The sequence below is a fragment of the Pseudomonas sp. GW821-FHT01A09 genome (assembly GCF_058986725.1).
The window spans coordinates 215,037-234,714 of sequence record NZ_JBYSWB010000003.1 but is presented as its reverse complement, the minus strand read 5'-3'; the positions used below and the strand labels follow the sequence as shown (position 1 = coordinate 234,714).

Here is a 19,678-nt window from a genome sequence, read left to right as displayed (position 1 = left end):
GGGGCGGGCGATCTGTTCAGCCGCAGCGGCAAAGCAGTATGGAAAGGACAGTGTGCTGCGAGGCTGCATGATCACTGAGGGCATGCGCGCCGACGACGACGTGGCCCGCCAGATGGCGCAAACGTTGGCGGAAGCAGGCATCAAAGTGATTCGGGATTATCTTGATCAGGCACTGCCCGAAAAAGCCCAATGCCTTACCGACTACCTTTCGATTACCCTGCGCGGGCTATCGTCCGCAGCGTGTAACGGCATGCCGCGCAAACGGCTGATCGAGGCCGCGCAGACAGCGGGGCGGTTCATTGCTCATGAGCTGGGTAAAGAGCAGCAAACGACCCGATAGCGCACACGCCCATTACCGAGCTCCAAATTCCGAACTCAGCTGTTCTGCCCACCATCCACATTCAGCGTCGCACCGGTGATGTAGGCAGCATCCGGACCCACCAAGAACGCTACGGCTGCGGCGACTTCATCAGGTTGGCCATATCGACCCAAAGCCGTCATCTGCTTGACCATCGGCGCCATGTCACTGGTCTCAGGGTTGAGCTCGGTGTTGATGGGACCGGGTTGGATGGTATTGACGGTGATATGACGCGGCCCCAGATCCCTAGCCCAAGCCCGGCCATATGCGGCAACTGCGGCTTTGCTGGCTGCGTAGTCGCCAATGCCGGGAAACGGCGCGCGGATGGCGAACATGGTGCCGATCGACACGATACGGCCGCCGTCTGTGAGCAAGGGCACGGCTGTGCGCACTGCTGCGACGACACCGCCGATATTGATGGCTTGCTGGCGATCCAGCTCGGCGATGTCCACCTGGGAATCGCCGATAACGCCTGTTACGAAGACGCCTGCGTTGTTGACCAAAATGTCCAGCCGACCGAAGTGCTCGTGTGCTTTGCGGACAAACGAAGCGACGGCATCGCTATCCGCCTGATCGGCCGCAACCGCCAACACCTTCACGCCCAGGGCTTCAATCTCGTTGGCCACCGCCTTCGCACGCTCTGGCGAGCTAGCGTAGCTGAAAGCGATATCGGCTCCCTCCGCCGCAAGGCGCTTTGCAATAGCGGCACCGATGCCGCGTGATGCGCCGGTAATCAGCGCCACTTTACCTTTCAAAAATTGAGTCATGGGGTGTCCTTTATGAAACGTGAGCGCTGCGGGTCGCAGGCCAGAGCAATCACAGTAGGCGCCATCCCATGCGGGATAAACTGATCAAAGAGGTATATAAAATCCCCGAACGGGTGATAATTGATGATTCTCATCGCTGCGGATTGCCCATGGACTATTTTCTGGCCGTAAAAGCGTTCAATCGCATCGTGGAGACAGGAAGCTTCGTCAGGGCAGCCACGCAGCTCGAGCTGCACCCCAACGTTGTGACCAAACTGGTCCAAAGCCTGGAATCGCACTTGCGGGTCAGGCTGCTTAACCGAACGACCCGCCGCGTGACGTTGACCCGCGAAGGCGATGTTTACTATGAACGGATGAACCGGTTGCTCGACCAATGGCTGGAGGTCGAGTCGGAAATCGCCCTCACCCACGCCAATCCCAAAGGCCGTATACGGGTAGACATGGGCACGACCATTGCCACGCATCTGGTGATACCGGCCCTCGCAGCCTTCAACGCCCGCTACCCCAACATCCAGATCGAAATAGGTGCCAGCGACCGTACCGCAGACCTTGCAAGCGAAAACATCGACTGTGTCATTCGCGGCGGTGATCTTCGCGACTCCTCCCTGATCGCCCGTCGCTTGGGAAGCGTGGAATTCGTCACCTGTGCGACCCCTGCCTATCTCGCTGCGCGCGAACCGCTCTGCCATCCCTCGCAGTTGGAGAACACTCACCCGGTGGTGCGGTACGCATTCCCTTCCTCCGGCAAACACAACCGGGTCGAATTCGTGCGAGGTGACGAGCAGATATTGATCGAAGGCAACTATGTGGTGGCCGTCAACGACAGCAACGGCTACCTGGCTGCCGGGCTGGCAGGGTTGGGCGTGCTCCATACGTTGCGCTTCATGGTCCAGCCTCATCTGGATTCGGGCGAACTGGTTCCCGTGCTGGAAGATTGGTCGGCGCGCGCCAATACCCTCTCGGTGGTGTACATGCCCAATCGGCATCTGAGCGTGCGAGTGCGGGCATTTGTCGATTGGCTGGTCGAGTATTTTGCGGCGCACCCGCACGTGATCGCTTGAATGACATCGGTAACACGTGGCCTCACGTGTTGCCCTCTAATCACAACGGTCAGTAACCAACCCCACGCACGCCGCCCGAAGCGCGAATGGACTCTCCGGTGATCCAATGCGAATCCTCGGAGGCGAGGAAGACGGCAAGCGCAGCGATATCTTCCGGCTCACCAAAGCGCCCTAGGGGCGTTCCCGCCAACAGCTTCTCGCCCAGCTCTCCCGCAAAGTTGCCGTGGGTACCGGGCGTGTTGGTATGCCCCGGTAGGATTGAATTGACTCGGATGCCCCGTACGCCCAGCTCTCGCGCCAAAGCAAAGGTCAAGGTGTCGACAGCGCCCTTGGTGGCCGAGTACACACTGGAGGCCAGGTAGGGGTCGGTGCTGAGGATGGAGCTGATGTTGATGATGCTACCCTTGGCACCCAGCAGTTTGACCGCCTCGCGCACTGCCAGCAGGTAGCCCAGCACGTTGAGGTTGAACTGCTTGTGGAAGGCCTCTTCGGTGAGGTCATCGATCATCTGGAACACCGCCACGCCCGCGTTGTTGACCAGGATATCCAGGGTTCCATGCTCAGACTTTACGGTATCGAACAGGCGCACGACATCGGCGCCAATACTCATGTCGGCCTGTAAGGCATAGGCGCTGCCTCCCTGCCCGATGATGTGTGCGACAACGGCGTCAGCCTCGATCTGGCTGGATGAGTAATTGACGATGACTGTCGCGCCTTGCGCCCCAAGTGCCTTGGCAATGCCAGCGCCGATACCCTTGGAGGCGCCTGTGACTACCGCGATTTTTCCTTCGAGTTTCATGTTCGATTTTCTCTGAGTGTGGGTTCTACTGAAGGCTCGTCGCCACCGGCCTCTGGCCGAAACGCAACGAGCCGCGTGCCCCAGTATTCGCCTCCTGGTGCTCCAGCGTGTGCCGGTTTCTCGCACATCCTTGCCTATTCTTCTCACATGGCTTGCGCTGCCCCGCTAACCGGGCCATCGTCCCGCCATGGACAAAGCAATGGCAGAACTGCGCAGCATCGTGATGCGCGCACACGACAAGTGGACCGATACGGGATTGCCTCGCGTGCAAATGGTCCGGGCCGAGGCCTGCGCCGACCAGGTCTATCAGCCCATGCTGCATCTGGTGCTTCAGGGGCAAAAGACGCTGTCGATAGGGGATGCCGTGTCTCGATACGTGGCGGGCAGCTATTTTCTGGTCCCCGTGGATGTGCCTGCGACGGGGCAGATTCACAGTGCCGCCACTGACCAACCTTATCTTGCTGTGAGCCTCACCCTGGATCCCGTGGTGATCTCGACGTTATTGATCGAACATCACGGCACCGCCAAGCCTTGCGGCGGCTCCTGTTTTGAACCTGTGCAGGCACCGCCCGAAATGATCGATGCCTGGTTGCGGATGATGCGATTGATGGACCGCCCCCATGAGGCCGCGGTGCTGGGCCCCATGGTCGAGCGCGAGATCCTGTTCCGCGCATTGCAGGGCCCACTGGGCGGGGTGCTGCGAGACGTTGCGCACGCGGAGGGTCGACTGGCGCAAATTCGACGGGCGACCCAGTGGATCCGCGAACATTACACCGAGCCATTTCGCGTGGAGCCACTGGCGAAGATGGCGGATATGAGCGTGGCGGCCTTCTACCGCCATTTCAAGTCGGTCACCGCCATGACGCCCATCCAATACCAGAAGCGCCTGCGTTTGCTGAGGGCACGCTGGTTGCTGCTGTTCGACACGCGAGATGCCACCTCGATTGCCTACACCGTGGGCTACGAGAGCGCCTTGCAATTCAGCCGCGAATACGCACGATTGTTCGGTCTGCCGCCGGCGCGCGATGCGGCGAGATTCAAACTGCCGCCCGCCGCCCTGGCAGAACCTGTTTCGTGAAAACGGGGCATCGTGCCTAGAGGTCGGTGATGATCGTCCCGGGAATACTCTCGGCGAACCCGTTACCAAAGACGCCTACAGGCGTTGCAAAGCCGGGGCGACGGTCCCCGTCCAGCACACGCCGCGCCGCCTCGATGGCCGCCAACGGAGTGTAGGAATATCCGTTCACCGTTTCGATCATCGAACGTACCCTGCTGCCATCTTGCGCTATCACCTCAACCACAGCGCGGGCTCGATGGGCATCACGCTCCTGAGCACTGGGACCATCAGGCAGCAGTGACAAATCCCCCTCGGGAAACGCATCGTCGGAGATATGCACGAACATCGCGATGTTCGGTATCCGTGTCGTATACCAACCGGTTACCAGATCGCCGAATGACAACGGCACACACAAGACCTCGCCGTCACCGAAATCAAAATGGCGTGGCTGGGCATCCGGTGTCGCGACCAGCTCGCCATCGATTCGCGCCAGCACACCTGCCCCGATGATCTCGCCGACGCTCATCGCTGAGCCACGCGACATCGACCCAGGCACCTGGAGTGCAATGCTCAACGCCAGGGGACTAACGACGCGCTGGGCAACGTGCGCCGCAAGGCTATCAGTGGGAACGACATCCCAGCCAACGCCGGGCAACAGCATCACTCCTGCGGTGGCGGCTTGCGTGCTTGATTGCTCGGCCAGCCGGTAGATATTGATCTCTGCGGTGATGTCCAGGTAGTCGACCTTGGCTTCGATGCACGCTGCCATCAAAGCTGTAGCCGTATGCGCAAAGGGGCCTGCGAAGTTCAGCAGCACACTGATGCCCGACAGCGAACGCGCAGCATTGGCGTCTGCCTCGAACACACGATAAGGCACTTCAAGTTGATCGGCGAAATCGACCAGAGCCTGGCGATTGCGACCGCCTATTTCGAAAGGCAGGCCCAGCGCCTTGGCCCGCTGGGCAGCCATGCGGCCGGTATAGCCCGTCGCGCCATAAATCAGAAGTGTTTTCATTGGACGTGCTGCCAGTTCTTGAAGACGAATTCCAGGCTGTACCCGTCCGGGTCCAGCACATTGGCGGCGTAGTAGTCGGGGTCGTAGTGCAAACGCGCGTCAGGTGCGCCGTTGTCACCACCGCCATTGTCTAGCGCCGCAGCATAGGCGGCTTCAACCTCAGCCTTGCTGTGTGCGACGAACCCCACATGCAGCGCCCGCGCTTCGACGACGCCCTTACGCAACCAGAAGAACATCCGCCCATTGGCGCCAAAGCCTTTTAAGTCAGGATGCCCGGGTGGGCCATCCTTTCCGTCGTAGTCCAATCGTGCGGTGATGCCCAACGGCGCGAGCGCCGCTTCATAGAAAGCTATAGAGCGTGCAATGTCGCTGACCGACAGGAAAATATGATCCAGCATGGGTGACCCTCCTCAGATGATGTAGCCGCCAGCGACTTCGATGCTTTGCGCGTTGATCCAAGCGCCCTCTCGCGACAGCAGCATGGCGATGACCCGTGCAACGTCTTCGGGCTCACCCACACGGCCCAGTGCAGTCTGCCCGGCGAGCAGGGCTTCAAATTCATCATTGAGGCCACCGCCCAACTCGGTACGAATCGCACCCGGGGAAACCGCATTGGCGCGGATACGGCGCTCGCCAAACTCCTTGGCCATGTAACGGGTAAGCACCTCCAGCCCACCTTTAAAGGCTGCATAAGGCGCTACCCCAGCGGTAGCCACGCGGGTCGTGGCGCTGGTCAGATTGACGATGCTGGCGTGCTCTCCCAGCACTGGCAGCAACGCCTGAGTCAGGAAGAATGGCCCTTTGAGGTGAACATTGAAGAGCCCGTCGAACTGCGCCTCGGTGACCGACTCCAGCGGATTGAACAGGCCGTAGCCAGCGTTGTTCACCAAGCCCGCAAGCACATTCGTGCCCCAGACTTCCTGAAGGACCGTGGTCACAGTGCTGCGAAAACCCTGGAAGCTGGAAACGTCGGCAGCATCGAGTTTGAGCGCAACTGCTTTACCGCCAGCCTGCTCGATGCGCTGCACGACGGCCTGCGCGGCCTCTGGGTGAGCGTTATAGGTGAGAATGACGCCCATATCGCGTTGCGCTGCGTGTTCCGCTGCACTGGCACCTATACCGCGGCTGCCACCGGTGATGACGATTACGCCCATGATCTCGCTCCGCTGCCCGTTGAATGAGCCTCCACGGTAAGGGACTGGGGCTTGATGGGCACGACGGTTCCTGCCGCAAACTTGCCTGTTTCTGCTTTTCGCTTGCACTGCGGACCCAAGCCGCGTCAGCATGCCCGGCATGAACAGCCAACTGAATGAACTACGTACCCTCGCCGCCAAAGCCGAAAACCGTCGCACCGAGACGGGCATCCCGCGCGTAGCGATGGTCCAGGGCAAGATCCCGGAGCACATGCTCGCGGCGGTCTACGAGCCGATGATCAATCTGATTTTGCAGGGCAGTAAAACGATGACAGTGGGCGACCGCGCGTTGCGGTACGACCCGGCGACCTATTTCGTCATGTCCATCGAGCTGCCAGCCGTGGGCGCTGTCCACCCCGCCGTCACCGGCGAGCCATACCTCGCGGTAAGCCTGACGCTCGATCCCATGGTGCTGTCGACACTGCTGGCGGACCTGCCCAAACCTGCCGGGCGCCACGACAAGGATCCCGGTTTTTCGGTCGCCGCCACCACACCCGAATTGATGGACGCCTGGGTCCGGATGCTGCGCCTGATGGGCAAGCCAGATGACATCGCGGCCCTGGCACCTGCGTACGAGCGCGAGATTCTATTTCGCGTGTTGCAAGGGCCCCATGGCTGGATGTTGCGAGAGATCGCCGCGCCCGACACGGCTATGGCCAGGGTCAACCAGGCCATCCAATGGATACGCCGTGACTACGCCGAACCCATCAGAGTCGAGAGCCTGGCACAGCGAGCGGCCATGAGCGTCTCGGCGTTTCATCGTCATTTCAAGGCAGTGACTACGTTAAGCCCGTTGCAGTATCAGAAGCGCGTACGCCTGCTGCAGGCGCGAATGCTGATGATCGCCAGCGCCAAAAGCGTCACGTCGGCGGCGTTCGAGGTGGGCTATGAAAGCGCGACCCAGTTCAGTCGAGATTACGCACGGGTTTTCGGCTTACCTCCGGGGAGAGATGCGGGGAGAATCCTGGAAGCAACAAAAGTTTAGGGTCACCGCGAGTGCAGTTGTGGCTTGCTAGGTGACTGCCATGCCCGCCAGGTTGGCGGAATTAACCCAGTGGAATTTTCTGAATTTGCAGCGCGGGGATAGATGACTTTGAAGTCTCGCTTAAAAGTCATACACATGTCCGAGGGGCCGCTAACGGCCAGAAGCGGACGCTGGCGTCACTTCCTTCAGGCTCTGAAGTGCGGACTGCTGTCGTCGCCCTTGCCAGGTCCACGAGATTTACTCGCGATAACGCAGCGTCTCAACCAGCAGAGTGAAAGCTGAGGATGCATTACGACGACTAGGGTAATAGAGGTGATAGCCCGGGAATGGCTCGCACCAATCCTCCATAACCCGAACCAGCCGCCCGGCTTTGACATCTGCAAGCACCTGATCTTCCGGAAGATAGGCAAGACCTAATCCATCCAGGGCTGAGTTCAGACGAAGGCTGATGTTGTTGAATACGAGTTGTCCTTCAACGCGCACGTTGAATTCATGGCCATCTTTATCGAGTGACCAAGGAGGAATGCCGCCGTACGTTGGCAACCGGATCCCGATGCAATTGTGCGTCGTAAGGTCCTGGGGTGTTCGCGGGACCCCGTAACGAGAAAAGTATTCTGGGGCGCCGACAATGGCCATGCGTAGATCGGGGCCGATACGTACCGCAATCATGTCCTTGGCCACTTGGTTGCCCATTCGCACTCCCGCGTCAAAGCCCTGAGCCACGATATCGGTGAGCCCATAATCGACGATGATCTCCACCCGAAGGTCTGGGTTATCTGGCACAAGCTTGCGTAGCGCTGGCTGAAGAACCGAAATGGCCGGGTGTTCGCCCGCATTGATGCGGATGGTCCCTGACGGCTTGTCGCGCAGCAGACTCAGGGAGGCGAGCTCCTGAGCAATCTCCTCGAAACGCGGCGCAAGGGTGTCGAACAAGCGCGTCCCTGCCTCAGTTGGCGCTACGCTGCGGGTCGTGCGGGTGAGCAGCCGCAGTCCGAGTCTCTCTTCAAGCCCCCTCACCGTCTGACTCAGCGCCGACTGCGAAACACTCAGCTTCGCCGCAGCTCGGGTAAAGCTGCGCTCTCGGGCGACCATGACGAACGCCGCCAACTCGTTGTAATTTTCGTTCGCCATTGATTAGCCTGACTTATAAGAGCATTCGGATTATGACATCTTATCGCACTCGGGAACCGGGCTTATAGTGGTCTGAACTCCTTCACCGGACTTCAGAAATACCATGAGCTTGTACTCAAGCCCTCCCCAGGCCACTCACAAGGGCGCCATCTTGGCGATCATCCTGATCAGCTATGTGATGATCGTGCTCGACATATCCGTGGTGCTGACCGGCCTTCCCAAGATTCATCAACAGTTGGGTTTCAGCGAAGCCAATCTCGCGTGGGTACAGAGCGCTTACACCTTGGGTATAGGTGGACTGGCGTTCGGTTTCATCCGCTCAGCCCAGAATGGATGGTCGGATCTGGCAACCATCGCTCGCCCCGTGCCGGTACAGGCAAACAACACAGCAGACGCCACTGACGCGGCGTGAATTATGCAAAACAAACACTGAGTCGGAGGAAAAACACATGACTACCTGGCTTATCACCGGTTGTTCTTCGGGCCTTGGCCATGCCATTGCTACGGCCGTGCTCGATGCAGGCTTCAATGCAATCGTCACCGCCCGCAGTGTCGACAAGGTAAAAGCGTTCGAGCGGGCCTACCCTGAACGCGCCCTTGCTGTTGCGCTCGACCTGACAGACAAGGCTTCCATTGCGCAGACCGTTGCCCTGGCTGAGGAGCACTTCGGTCCGATTGATGTGTTGATCAACAATGCGGGCTATGGCTATCGCGCTGCCGTTGAGGAAGGTGACGAACAAGATGTCGCCAACTTGTTCGCCACTCATGTGTTCGGCCCCATAGCGCTGATCAAAGCGGTACTGCCGGTCATGCGTGAAAGGCGCTCGGGCACCATTGTCAATTTCTCTTCGATTGGCGCTCAGTTCTGGAATCCGGGCTCGGCTTATTATTCAGCCGCAAAGATGGCCCTCGAAGGCATCACCCTCACGCTCAAGACCGAGGTCGAGCCGCTGGGCATCCGCGTGCTGGTCATCGAGCCTGGAGCGTTTCGCACCGACTTTGCAGGGCGTTCACTGACAGGGGCCAAGATTGAGATTGCCGACTACGCCGCGACAGTAGGCCCGCGCCGCCCCGAGAACGACCGCATGCACGGCACCCAGCCCGGTGATCCGACGCGGGCCGCTCGCTTGATCGTGGATACGCTGTGCAAGGAGCAGTTGCCGCAACGTCTGCTGCTGGGCAGCGACGCGGTGAAGATTGTGTCGCAAGCGCTGAATCGCCAATTGGCTGAGATCGCGGCATGGGAGACCGCCAGTACCAGCACCGACTTTCGGGAAGAGATCTGATCAGTGAAATCCCATCCCATCGCCCGCCGCACGGTGTTCAGCAGCGCACTCGCTGCACTGGCCAGCGCACCGCTTATGGCGCTCGGCAATACGCAAGAAGGCGCCAGCGAACGATCTGATTCGGGATCTCGCATCCTGGTGGTGTACTTCTCCCGCTCCGGCAACACCCGCGTCATCGCCGGACTGATTCAGAGGGGGCTTCAAGCGGACCTTTTTGAAATCAGCCCGTCGACGCCCTACCCCGAGGATTATCTGGAAACTGTGGAACAGGCCAGAAAGGAGCGTGACAGCGGCTTCGAGCCTGCGCTGCAAACCAGGATTGGCGATCTGGCGGATTACGAGACCCTGTACCTGGGGTTCCCCATCTGGGGGGAAACCGCCCCGCCGGTGGTGCGCTCATTTCTGAAAACCCACGACCTGACGGGCAAAACCCTTATTCCCTTCATCACCCACGGCGGTTACGGGTTAGGCGATAGCCACAGCGTTCTCAAAACACATGCGCCCCGCGCAAAGCTTGCAGACGGTTTCGTGATGGAGGGAGAGCAGGAACGCAAAACCATGGAGCGCGTGACAGCCTGGCTTGGTGAAAGCCACGTCCCAAGCTGATGAGGGCAGGCTCAATCAGTGCCGTAACCATTTTTCTTGAATTGGAGTCACCGATGAAAACTCGCACGCTGGGCAACGGCTTGGAAGTGTCCGCGCTGGGCCTTGGATGCATGAGCATGACCTCGGCCTACGGGCCAGCCGCTGATACACAGAACATGATCCGGTTGATACGCAACGCCCATGAGAAAGGGGTAACCCTCTTCGACACCGCTGAAGCCTACGGCCCTTTCGGCAATGAGGAGTTGCTGGGTGAAGCCCTGCAGCCCATCCGCGATCAGGTCGTCATCGCCACCAAGTTCGGCTTCGATATCGATCTGGTTTCCGGTCAGCGCGGCGCCGGCACCAACAGCCGCCCCGAGCATATCCGCGCCGTAGCAGAGGCTTCCCTCAAGCGCCTGCGCACTGATCGCATCGATCTGTTCTACCAGCATCGCGTCGATCCCAACGTACCCATCGAGGATGTCGCGGGTACTGTCAAAGACCTGATCGCCGAGGGCAAGGTCAAGCACTTCGGCTTGTCTGAGGCAGGCGTTCACACCATACGTCGCGCCCATGCGATTCAACAGGTGACAGCGGTGCAGAGCGAATACTCGTTGTTCTGGCGCGGCCCCGAGCACGAACTGTTGCCCGCGTTGAAAGAACTGGGCATTGGCTTTGTCCCCTTCAGCCCGCTTGGCGCCGGTTTTCTAACCGGCCAGATCGACGAGAACACGCAATTTGACGCCTCAGACTTCCGTAATTTCGTGCCTCGCTTCTCTCCCGAAGCGCGCAAGGCAAACATGGCGCTGGTCGAAATCGTCAAGGCCGTCGCGCAGCGCAAAAACGCAACGCCGGCACAGGTCGCGTTGGCCTGGTTGCTGGCGCAACAGCCGTGGATTGTTCCAATACCGGGGACCACGAAGCAGCATCGTCTGGATGAGAACCTGGGTGCTGTCGAGCTGGACTTGAGCGATGCAGACCTGTGCTTGATCAATGACCAGATGTCCCTCATCCAGGTGCAGGGTGATCGGCTGCCTGAGTCTGCGATGAAGATGACCGGACTCTAACGCCCACCCCCGCCGCTCGTCGCGAGGGCAATTGCGCCCAAGCCGACAGCATGAAGGATCATCTCTGATGAAACCATTGATTGCTCCCCTTGTGGCCTTATCGCTTCTGGCCGGTGAAGCCTGCGCTGAGCCCGCCAACGAAATCCGAATCAGCAGTGCAGGCTCTCAACCTTCGGCGAAAGGGCCTGAGGAATACTTCACAGGCTCAGTTCGGGTGGATGGCCTGTTCAAGGGCGATCTCCCTGCGCGTGTCGGCGGCGGCACGGTAACTTTTGAGCCTGGCGCTCGCACAGCGTGGCATACCCATCCGCTTGGGCAAACGCTCATTGTCACCGCAGGCGTCGGCTACGTGCAGCAAGAAGGCGGGCCACGTCAGGAGATTCGCCCAGGGGACGTCGTGTGGATTCCACCGCATACACGCCACTGGCATGGGGCGACTGCCACAAATGGCATGACCCATATCGCGATTGCTGAAGCCGAAAATGGCACAACCGTCACCTGGATGGACAAGGTTTCAGCCGCACAGTACGGCGGGGAAACGCCTTAGAGCAACCTGTAAAAACTAGCCGGATGTGCTCGGCAATGAAGCGCAAAGGATGACCACTCATGCCAATTACTCATCACGCCATCAAACGTCGTGCGCCCGTCCCCCTGGCTTTGGCCATTATCCTGTGTCCGGGGCTTGGATTCGCACCATTGCCCCAAACAGCCTTGGCGTCACAAACACTGAGTGTTGCACAAGCGGCATCGGCTGGACTTTCGGCCAAGCAACAAGCCATTCCGTTAATAGCGGCCTTCATGGCCACGAGTGACATGCCCAGGCTAAATCTCGCGCTTAATCAAGGCCTGGATGCAGGCCTTACGATATGCGAGGAGAAGGAAATCCTGACGCAGCTTTACGCCTACGCCGGCTTCCCGCGCAGCCTCAACGCGCTGAATGAATTGATGACGGTGGTCCAACTGCGCAAACAGCGTGGCATCCAGGACGCGCCCGGACGTGAACCCAGCCGGACCATACCCACGGGCGAGGCCTTGGTAGCCGCAGGTACGGCTAATCAGACGCGGATTTCCGGCAGTCCGGTAAAGGGACCCGTGTTCGATTTCGCCCCTGTCATCAATCATTTCCTAAAAGCCCATCTGTTCGGCGACATATTCGAGCGCGACAACCTTGATTGGCAGAGCCGCGAGCTGGCGACTGTTGGGGCTTTGGCCGCAACGTCCGGCGTGGAGTCGCAGTTGTTGTCGCATATGCGAGCGAGCCTGCGGGTGGGGCTGAGCGCAGCACAATTGCGCGAACTGACAGAAGTTTTGTCGACGCAAGCAGATGAGCACTCCGGCAAACGTGCAAGGACCGCCCTCACACAAGCACTCGCAACGTCAGAAGGTGAAGCATGAGTACTGGAAAATACCTAATGGCCGCTGCTCTGCTGAGCCTGCTTACCGCCTGCGCCAGCCATTCAAAAGAATCGAGTGCTCTCGCGCCGCTGATGATTCAGCAGCAAGGCAGCTTCACGGCTGGCGGGACGATGACGACGGCTCCAGGCATCTTCAACCCACGAAAACCCATGACGCCCGATGGTCAAACCTACCATGGCGACCATGCGTACACGTTTTATCAGATTCCCGTGAACGCCCGAAAACTGCCCATCGTCATGTGGCACGGCGCTGGCCAGTTCTCGAAAACCTGGGAAACCACGGCTGACGGCCGTGAAGGTTTCCAGACTCTCTTTCTGCGCCGTCAGTTCGGTGTGTACCTGATCGATCAACCGCGTCGAGGCAATGCTGGGCGCAGCATGGTCGAGGCGACGGTCAAGCCTACCCCTGACGAGCAGCTCTGGTTCAACCAGTTCCGTATCGGCCTGTGGCCTGATTACTTCAAAGGGGTACAGGTCGCTCAGGACGCGCAAACCCGCGAGCAGTTCTTCCGCGCCATGACACCGAACACCGGACCGTTCGACATGGCCGTAGTTTCTGATGGCGTGTCAGCAATATTCGACAAGGTCGGCCCCGGCATTTTGTTCACCCACTCCCAGGGTGGTGGGCCTGGATGGCTGACCGCGATCAAGAACAACAAGGTCAAAGCGATTGTTGCTTTTGAGCCGGGAAGCAGCTTCGTCTTTCCGGAAAATGAAGTACCCACGCCGATTCCCAGTGCATTCGATACGGTTCAGGGGATGGCAGTTTCGATGGCGCAGTTCACGGCTCTAACGCGAATTCCAATCCTGGTCATCTATGGCGACAACATCCCGGAAAACGCCGTCGATCTGCCCGCCCAGGATAGCTGGCGTGCCCGACTGGAGATGGCTCGGCTATGGCGCGATACCGTCAATAAACACGGGGGAGACGTGACGTTGATTCACTTGCCGGAAATCGGAATCAAGGGCAACACCCACTTCCCTATGTCTGATTTGAACAACGTGCAGATCGCAGACTTGGTATCCAGATTCTTGGCAACAAAACGTCTGGATTGAATTGAGTGGCTTACGATTTCTGTAAAAAAATGACAGGTTTGGATGGAAACTGCACTGGGCATTGGTAAGTGTCATGGCTTGGGCCGACCGAAGACCAGCAGCCATCGCAGACCGATAGTCAGATCCGTGGGATCAACCGAAGCCAGCCTGCCACCAGCAGTTTGACTGTCTCTTGACCGCCCGGAACGTCCGCTTTGGGTCGAAAGCAGCCTCTTTGCACATTCACCTCCGCGAAACCGGATTACCTGTCTGATCCTCTAGCCACCGTCCATAGAGTTGGGGGAATTGCTCGTGCACCCAATCAACGAACACCTCAACCTGCGGCGCCAGATGCGCACGGCTGGGGTATAACACGGATACCGGCCTTGGATGCGGGCGATAGGAACGCAGTACCTCAACCAACGTTCCGTCCGAAAGATAACGATCCAACGTAATTCCAGGCGCCTGAAGGATGCCGAAGCCCGCGACCCCGCACGCTACATAGGCGTTGGACTCGTTGACGGTAATGCCTTGGCGACTCACATGCGATTGCTCGCGCCCGTTATCCATAAATCGCCACGCCTGCGGGCGCCGATTGTGCCCGGATAAAAAAGTGACTCCTCGATGAGTGTTCAAATCCTCCAGGCTTGTGGGCTCGCCATGTTCCTCCAGGTATCGCGGTGCCACGCAGGTGACCATGGTCGCCATACCGATGCGCCGGGCTACGAGGCTTGAACTCGGTAACTCACCGATACGCAGCGCGCAGTCCACTCCTTCTGCAACCAGATCTACCGTCCGATCAGTGACCCCCAATGCAAGCTCGACTGCCGGGAAGCTCGTGGTAAATGTGCGCAAACTTTCGATCAGGCCAGGTTCAGAAAAAGCCGTAGGGATATCGACTCGCAGTCGCCCGCCTACGGTTGAGCGCGGGGAGGAAAACATCGCTGTTGCATTCGCAACCTCGCCCAGAATCGACTGCACGCGCTCGTAGAACTGCTCCCCTTCCGAGGTCAGCCTCACGGATCGGGTAGTACGCTGAAACAAGCGCACGCCGAGTGAAGCCTCCAACTCCTGTATCGCTCGCGTGACTTGAGGGCGACCGATCTGGATCACGTCTGCGGCGCGGGTGAAGCTGCCTAGTTCAGCCAATCGGGCAAATACCTGCATGGACTGGAGCAATTCCATTGTGTCGTCTCGCTTGTCTTTTGTTGCGCATTGAACTCATGGACTTACTCTGATTGTTATCTCAAAAAATAACAATCCTGTGCCTGACCGGGCATTTATCGGGCAAGCATGCTTGAGGACAATGCCGACGACAGATCACTCCACAGGAGAAAGACACATGAAAGCATGGCTTCTAAACGACTTCGGTCTCGATAATCTGGTTTTCGGCGAAGCGGCTACGCCTGTACCCAAAGCCGGCGAACTGCTGGTGAAGGTAGGCGCGGTTTCGTTGAATTTTCGCGACAAGGCCATCATCGATGGTTTCTACGAACCCCACCTAGTCCCGAAGCCACTGATCCCGGTCAGCGACGCTTCAGGGACTGTCGTCGCTGTTGGCGAGGGCGTCAGCCGGTTCAGCGTGGGCGACCGGGTAAACTCGCACCTCTACTCACGCTGGATTGACGCAGAGCCAGGGCCGAACGAACCCGACTACTGCTTTGGCATGCCCTTACCCGGTGGTTTGGCCGAGTACATGATCATTCACGAAGACAGCGCTGTAGGTGCTCCCGCCAACATGTCCGACGAACAAGCCTCGACGCTTCCCATCGCAGCCCTGACAGCATGGTTCTCGCTAGTGGACTATGGCCAGATCCAGCCGGGCCAGACCGTACTGGTGCAAGGCACCGGCGGGGTATCGATTTTCGCTGTACAACTCGCAACCGCACTTGGGGCCAAGGTGATCGTCACCTCCAGCAACGACGCTAACCTTGAAGCGGCTAAAGAGCTTGGCGCAGTGGCTGGCATCAACTATCGAACCTGTCCGCGCTGGGAAGAGGAAGCCCTAAAACTCACCGATGGCAAAGGCGTGGATCTTCTGCTGGACGTGGCGGGTGGCGAAGGCTTGAACCAGTCGATTTTGGCAACCAAGGCTGCTGGCAAGATCGCTCAGATCGGTTTCCTCACCGGGCAGGCGACAACGTTGAGCCTGATGCCGCTGATCTTCCGTCAGACCACCATCCGGGGCATCGCAGTGGCACCGCGCTCGTCGTTCGAGCGCATGAATGCATTCCTGAATACACACTCGATCCGCCCGGTGATCGATCAGACTTATGCGTTCGAAGACGTCCACAAGGCCTTTGAACGTCTGGCAAAAGGCGCGTTTGGCAAAGTGGTGATCAAAGTTTCCTGATTCGTTGCGTCGAGCGACAGCGGCAACCCGCCGCTCGGTTGTTGGCTGAACTGCAACTGGGCAATGGCGGGCGGCTGCCCATATCCGTATGAGCTGTGACCGAGCTTTTCTGATGGCAAGCAGTTGTCTGATGCAGGCACATCTTCACAATCCAGAGGCAGCTATCGGCCAGAAGCGGTCGATCGCGATCAGAAGGTTTGAGGACAACGAGTGACGCTCGCACTCCATTCACTTCCCGTTCATTCACTAGGTTCCCCCATGTCATTAGCGACCGTAGTGCTGCTCGACTCCTGGCCACAGCCAAGTACGTCGCCCGAACCCGTAGTGTTCGCCACGGATACGCAGCTATGGTTACGGTATTGCACCGCTGGGGAAGAAATAGCGGTGGTTCATTTCCCGCTAGTAAAGAAAATCCAGTTCGGTTCGCCAAACGACGAGGCTTTAGGTGGCCACCCGTTTATCGGACTTGGCCTGACGCATTACCAAATTCATCAAATAGAAAATTCGCCTTGGCTAACAGAGCTTGAGCAGAGAAACGCCATTCACCCTCGACACGATAAACAGCGGTTCATGAAAGATGCTATCCATTACGTCTTTACGTTTCAGGACTCTGCCTTGGAATGCATCGTAATCGAGGGGGAGTTCTGGCACCCAAAAGTGCAAGTCTTTACCTCAGAGCAAGAGGCAAGGGATGGATGGCGCAAACGGGTAAATGACGTGGGTGCATGACCCAATCGTCAGGACGGTGTGTACACCTCGCTGCCCTCCGAGTCCTCCGACTGATAGATCGTAGCCAGACCTGCGCCTCACAAGTCCGCCATTGCTGCCTCCTTGTGGCCGATGTCTGTCCTCCTCGAACGGCCACTACGGATCGAACCTAGCCTCAGGACTTCGCGTCAGCGTCTGAAGGCACCGCGCGCTCTGCATTTAAATCGTCCCTGACGCATTTTCGCTCGTTTAATTTGATTAAAAACAATTACAATTGCGAATTATTCGTACTATCAATTGTTTTAAGGATGAGCGGCCATGGCGGTTTCGGTTTTCCCCTCGACCCTTTCGATTATGGCCCAGTGCTTGCGCCGCCCCATGCAAATGGCCGGAGTCGGCCTGGTACTGGCCAGTTCGCCAGCCTGGGTGATGGCGGCCGACGCCAGCACTGGTCAATCTGCCGATGCCGACCTGACCCTGGACAACATCGAAATCAAGGCGGCCCTGCAGGTTGAAACCGGCGACGGCCCGGTCAAGGGTTACGTGGCCAAGCGCACCACCACCGGCACCAAGACCGATACCCCGATCAACGAAATTCCGCAGACCATCTCGGTGATTACCCGCGACGAAATGGACCAGCGCGGCATTCAGGACTTCAACAGCGCCGTGGCCTATACCCCCGGCATTCGCGCCATCGACTATGCCGGGGGCCAGGGCGCGCCCGACATCTTCCTGCGTGGCTTCCGCGCCTTCAACCTGTTCGGCATCTACCAGGACGGCCTGCGCACTGGCTTCAACCAGTACGACACCAATTTCGAAACTTTCGGCCTGGAGCGCATCGATGTGGTCAAAGGCCCGGCGTCGGTACTCTACGGACAGATGTCGCCCGGTGGCGTGGTCAACCTGACCAGCAAGCGGCCCCAGGACGAAGCGATCCATCACGTTGAGTACCAGGCCGGCAGCCATGGTCGCCAGCAGTTCGGCATCGACCTCAACGATCAACTAACGGACGACGGCAGCCTCACCGGCCGCCTGGTCATGCTGCGCCGCGACAGCGGCACCCAGGTCGATCACTCGCCGGACAACCGCACCTACATCGCCCCGTCGATCACCTGGAAGCCCAACGACAGTGACACCCTGACCGTTCTGGCGGCCTACAACAAGACCGTGACCGGCGGTTCGGAACAGAGCTTTCCGTACATCGGCACCGTCCAGCGCAGCCCCAGCGGCCACATCGACTCCGACACCAATCTGGGCTGGCTGGGCAGCTACTACCACGTCGAGACCACCTCGATCGGCTCGATCTACGCGCACGATTTCGACAATGGCTGGAAATTCCAACAGAACCTGCGCTACATGCACTCGGTGGTGGGCTTCCTCTCCAGCGGCCCGGACGTGGTGCTCAACCCTGATGGCCGCACCCAGGACATCGGCCTGCAGTACCGGCCGAAAAGTAGCAATACCTTCCTGATGGACAACAACATCCAGGGCAGCTTCAACACCGGAGCGATCCGCCACACGCTGATCACCGGGATCGATTATTCCCATTACAAGGCCGAGGAAACCCGGCTCAACGGCGACCCTGAAGACGCTTTCAACAACCTCGACCTGTACAACCCGGTCTACGGCGGTGCGCCGGTATGGTTCGACTCGCTGCAACGTGACACCCGCTCGAAAATGCAGCAGGTGGGCATCTACGTGCAGGACCAGATGAAACTCGATCGCTGGGCGCTGACCATCGGCGGCCGCCAGGATTACGCCCGGGACCACGAAGAGGACGCGGTCAGCCAGTCCAGCGGCACTCAGAACGACCATAAATTCACCGGCCGCATCGGCCTGGCTTACCTGTTCGACAACGGCGTGACCCCGTACGCCAGCTACAGCACCTCGTTCCAGCCGAACCCGGACACCGACATCAACAACAACTTGTTCAAACCCACCACCGGCAAGCAATTCGAAGTGGGGGTGAAGTACCAGCCCGAGGGCTACAACGCCTCGGTCACGCTGTCGGCTTTCGACCTGACCCAACGCAACGTCTCCACCGCCGACCCGGTCAACACGGGCTTTTCGGTGCAGACCGGGGAGATCGAATCCAAGGGCCTGGAACTCGAAGGCAAGGCCAGCCTGAACGAAAACCTCAACATGATCGCGTCCTACGCCTACACCCACACCGAGATCACCAAGGACAACACCTACGAGGGCAACACCCCACGCAACATCCCGCGCCATACCGCCAGCCTGTGGCTCGACTACAGCGTTCGCAGTGGCCCGCTGGACGGCCTGGGCATAGGCGCTGGCGAGCGCTACGTCGGCTCCTCGCAGAACCAGCAGAACACCTTGCGTACCTCGCAGTACTTCCTCACCGACGCGACCCTGCGCTACGACCTGGGCAAACTCGGGCTGACCGGAACGAAAATCTCGGTGACCGCCAATAACCTGTTCGACAAGCATTACTTTGAACCGGGCTACTACGAAGATTCGGTGTTCTACGGCAACCGCCGCAATGTGATCGCGACCCTGGGTTACGATTTCTGATTTGCCGCCACCCCTGGAAAAGTCCGCGCCGGATCACCGGCCCGGGCTTTTTTATGCTGTCACGCGGTCGCTCGGAACACCGCCGCCAGCGCCTCGCCGAAGTGACAGGCAACCCCGAGAGCAGCCCCGCCAGGCGCGCGCCCCAGCGATTGCCGGCGAGCGAAATGGCGAGCATCAGTGCGGGGTGATGAACAGCTTGAGGTATAAAACCGCCATGGCTAGGTAGGACGGATCGTTTGTTCAGGGCGGGTCCCCTTTGTGGGGCATGCAAAGTTTGGCGGCGTCATGCTGATCGAACCCCTGAGTAACAGACAGTTTTATCGCGCCC

At 59.1% G+C, this 19,678-nt stretch carries 21 protein-coding genes; 14 read left to right on the top strand and 7 right to left on the bottom strand.

Annotated elements, in window-relative coordinates; genetic code table 11:
- The first annotated feature begins 67 nt into the window (after positions 1–67).
- Positions 68–340 carry a hypothetical protein gene (locus tag AC3WJP_RS05510; protein ID WP_493720222.1) on the top strand — a complete coding sequence of 91 codons (273 nt, stop codon included), beginning with the start codon at positions 68–70 and terminating at the stop codon, positions 338–340.
- 35 nt (positions 341–375) lie between these two features.
- On the opposite strand, the gene AC3WJP_RS05505 is transcribed toward AC3WJP_RS05510, so the two are convergent.
- Complete coding sequence (locus tag AC3WJP_RS05505) at positions 376–1,125, bottom strand: SDR family NAD(P)-dependent oxidoreductase (RefSeq protein WP_493720221.1); 750 nt, start codon at positions 1,123–1,125, stop codon at positions 376–378.
- A gap of 68 nt (positions 1,126–1,193) precedes the next feature.
- On the opposite strand from AC3WJP_RS05505, the gene AC3WJP_RS05500 reads away from it, so the two are divergent.
- Entirely contained in the window at positions 1,194–2,186 is a 993-nt protein-coding gene (locus AC3WJP_RS05500; RefSeq protein WP_493720220.1) for a LysR family transcriptional regulator, read from the top strand.
- 49 nt (positions 2,187–2,235) lie between these two features.
- Here the strand turns inward: AC3WJP_RS05500 and AC3WJP_RS05495 are convergent, their stop codons facing one another.
- Positions 2,236–2,985: an SDR family oxidoreductase gene (locus tag AC3WJP_RS05495; RefSeq protein WP_493720219.1), complete on the bottom strand. Its 750-nt coding sequence runs from the start codon at positions 2,983–2,985 to the stop codon at positions 2,236–2,238.
- A 199-nt stretch (positions 2,986–3,184) separates the two neighbouring features.
- Between AC3WJP_RS05495 and AC3WJP_RS05490 the strand changes: the two genes are divergently transcribed.
- Entirely contained in the window at positions 3,185–4,063 is an 879-nt protein-coding gene (locus tag AC3WJP_RS05490) for an AraC family transcriptional regulator (protein WP_493720218.1), read from the top strand.
- A 16-nt stretch (positions 4,064–4,079) separates the two neighbouring features.
- Here AC3WJP_RS05490 and AC3WJP_RS05485 read toward each other — a convergent pair whose 3' ends face one another.
- From AC3WJP_RS05485 to AC3WJP_RS05475, 3 genes are read right to left on the bottom strand one after another with little or no spacing between them, the layout of a single operon-like run.
- Complete coding sequence (locus AC3WJP_RS05485) at positions 4,080–5,057, bottom strand: saccharopine dehydrogenase family protein (RefSeq protein WP_493720217.1); 978 nt, start codon at positions 5,055–5,057, stop codon at positions 4,080–4,082.
- Positions 5,054–5,455: a VOC family protein gene (locus tag AC3WJP_RS05480; protein WP_493720216.1), complete on the bottom strand. Its 402-nt coding sequence runs from the start codon at positions 5,453–5,455 to the stop codon at positions 5,054–5,056. Before AC3WJP_RS05480 ends, AC3WJP_RS05485 begins: the two co-directional genes overlap by 4 nt.
- A 12-nt stretch (positions 5,456–5,467) precedes the next feature.
- Entirely contained in the window at positions 5,468–6,211 is a 744-nt protein-coding gene (locus tag AC3WJP_RS05475) for an SDR family NAD(P)-dependent oxidoreductase (protein ID WP_493720215.1), read from the bottom strand.
- A 139-nt stretch (positions 6,212–6,350) separates the two neighbouring features.
- On the opposite strand from AC3WJP_RS05475, the gene AC3WJP_RS05470 reads away from it, so the two are divergent.
- Complete coding sequence (locus tag AC3WJP_RS05470; RefSeq protein WP_493720214.1) at positions 6,351–7,235, top strand: AraC family transcriptional regulator; 885 nt, start codon at positions 6,351–6,353, stop codon at positions 7,233–7,235.
- Positions 7,236–7,472: 237 nt separating this feature from the next.
- On the opposite strand, the gene AC3WJP_RS05465 is transcribed toward AC3WJP_RS05470, so the two are convergent.
- Positions 7,473–8,366 carry a LysR family transcriptional regulator gene (locus tag AC3WJP_RS05465; protein ID WP_493720213.1) on the bottom strand — a complete coding sequence of 298 codons (894 nt, stop codon included), beginning with the start codon at positions 8,364–8,366 and terminating at the stop codon, positions 7,473–7,475.
- A 151-nt stretch (positions 8,367–8,517) separates the two neighbouring features.
- Here AC3WJP_RS05465 and AC3WJP_RS05460 point away from each other — a divergent pair, with 151 nt between their 5' ends.
- From AC3WJP_RS05460 to AC3WJP_RS05430, 7 genes are all read left to right on the top strand, one after another.
- Positions 8,518–8,778, top strand: a complete 261-nt coding sequence (locus tag AC3WJP_RS05460) for a hypothetical protein (protein WP_493720212.1) — start codon at positions 8,518–8,520, stop codon at positions 8,776–8,778.
- A gap of 37 nt (positions 8,779–8,815) precedes the next feature.
- On the top strand, positions 8,816–9,652 hold the full coding sequence (locus AC3WJP_RS05455; protein ID WP_493720211.1) for an oxidoreductase: 837 nt from the start codon (positions 8,816–8,818) through the stop codon (positions 9,650–9,652).
- A 3-nt stretch (positions 9,653–9,655) separates the two neighbouring features.
- The gene (locus AC3WJP_RS05450; RefSeq protein ID WP_493720210.1) at positions 9,656–10,258 is read left to right on the top strand and encodes a flavodoxin; all 603 of its coding nucleotides are present in this window, start codon (positions 9,656–9,658) and stop codon (positions 10,256–10,258) included.
- 53 nt (positions 10,259–10,311) lie between these two features.
- Positions 10,312–11,304, top strand: coding sequence for an aldo/keto reductase (locus tag AC3WJP_RS05445; protein WP_493720348.1), 993 nt, complete (start codon positions 10,312–10,314; stop codon positions 11,302–11,304).
- Between the two features lie 67 nt (positions 11,305–11,371).
- Positions 11,372–11,851: a (R)-mandelonitrile lyase gene (locus AC3WJP_RS05440; protein WP_493720209.1), complete on the top strand. Its 480-nt coding sequence runs from the start codon at positions 11,372–11,374 to the stop codon at positions 11,849–11,851.
- Positions 11,852–11,910: 59 nt separating this feature from the next.
- A complete protein-coding gene (locus AC3WJP_RS05435) occupies positions 11,911–12,699 on the top strand; it encodes a carboxymuconolactone decarboxylase family protein (RefSeq protein ID WP_493720208.1) in 789 nt (262 codons plus the stop codon).
- Positions 12,696–13,775 carry an alpha/beta hydrolase gene (locus AC3WJP_RS05430; RefSeq protein WP_493720207.1) on the top strand — a complete coding sequence of 360 codons (1,080 nt, stop codon included), beginning with the start codon at positions 12,696–12,698 and terminating at the stop codon, positions 13,773–13,775. Before AC3WJP_RS05435 ends, AC3WJP_RS05430 begins: the two co-directional genes overlap by 4 nt.
- Before the next feature lie 222 nt (positions 13,776–13,997).
- Here the strand turns inward: AC3WJP_RS05430 and AC3WJP_RS05425 are convergent, their stop codons facing one another.
- Entirely contained in the window at positions 13,998–14,939 is a 942-nt protein-coding gene (locus AC3WJP_RS05425) for a LysR family transcriptional regulator (RefSeq protein WP_493720206.1), read from the bottom strand.
- A gap of 157 nt (positions 14,940–15,096) precedes the next feature.
- Here AC3WJP_RS05425 and AC3WJP_RS05420 point away from each other — a divergent pair, with 157 nt between their 5' ends.
- The 3 genes from AC3WJP_RS05420 (at position 15,097) to AC3WJP_RS05410 (ending at position 19,350) form a co-directional block, all read left to right on the top strand.
- Entirely contained in the window at positions 15,097–16,107 is a 1,011-nt protein-coding gene (locus AC3WJP_RS05420; RefSeq protein WP_493720205.1) for a zinc-dependent alcohol dehydrogenase family protein, read from the top strand.
- 258 nt (positions 16,108–16,365) lie between these two features.
- Positions 16,366–16,836, top strand: a complete 471-nt coding sequence (locus tag AC3WJP_RS05415) for a hypothetical protein (RefSeq protein ID WP_493720204.1) — start codon at positions 16,366–16,368, stop codon at positions 16,834–16,836.
- Between the two features lie 297 nt (positions 16,837–17,133).
- Positions 17,134–19,350, top strand: a complete 2,217-nt coding sequence (locus AC3WJP_RS05410; protein WP_493720203.1) for a TonB-dependent siderophore receptor — start codon at positions 17,134–17,136, stop codon at positions 19,348–19,350.
- The last annotated feature ends 328 nt before the right edge of the window (positions 19,351–19,678 follow it).